The organism is Methylophaga pinxianii (assembly GCF_020447225.1).
Classification (GTDB): Bacteria; Pseudomonadota; Gammaproteobacteria; order Nitrosococcales; family Methylophagaceae; genus Methylophaga; species Methylophaga pinxianii.
Window position 1 is genome coordinate 1 of the sequence record NZ_JAJAEO010000062.1, and the last position, 608, is coordinate 608.

Sequence of the window (608 nt, forward strand, 5' to 3'; positions counted from 1 at the left end):
CGCTATAGCTAAACCAGCCTTCCAAAGTCTCAAACAGATATCGACATCTTCATAATATAAAAAATATTGTTCATCAAAACCATTTACTGCCTGATAGGCCTTATTATCAAACAGCATAAACATCCCTCCAACCCAGTCAGGATAAACCATTTTCTCCTTTTTCTCGAAGTGGTAAACATCGTGTTTACCAAAGAAAAGACGTTTCAATAAGCGAGTAAACGTTGGAAACTTACGGACACTATCTTCAAACTGACCATTCGCATCGACGATTGAAGGGGCTATCATGCCAAGGTTCAACTCGTTGAGGTGCGTAATCAACTGGATAAATGGATTATCAATTAATCGAATGTCTGGATTGAGAACACAAAAATAATTACCCTGCGATAGTTTAAAAGCAGCGTTATGATTCGCTGCAAAGCCTTTAGGATTATCATTTATAACAATACGCAGCGGAAGACTATCGAATTTAAAGTCATTTTTTTCTGGAATATTCAAAGTGAGAATGATTTCACTGATCAAGTCTAGGTGTGTTAATGCTTCTAAATCACCCAGAAGCTGTTTCACGAGATCACCTTGCCCATGACTTACTATCGAAATACTAATGGAGT

Annotated in this window: 1 protein-coding gene; it reads right to left on the minus strand. The window is 37.5% G+C overall.

All coding sequences use genetic code 11. The features are described 5' to 3' along the window. On the minus strand, positions 1-564 hold a 564-nt coding region (locus LGT40_RS16305), incomplete at its 3' end, for a galactosyltransferase-related protein (RefSeq protein ID WP_226343105.1). Positions 565-608: the final 44 nt, after the last annotated feature.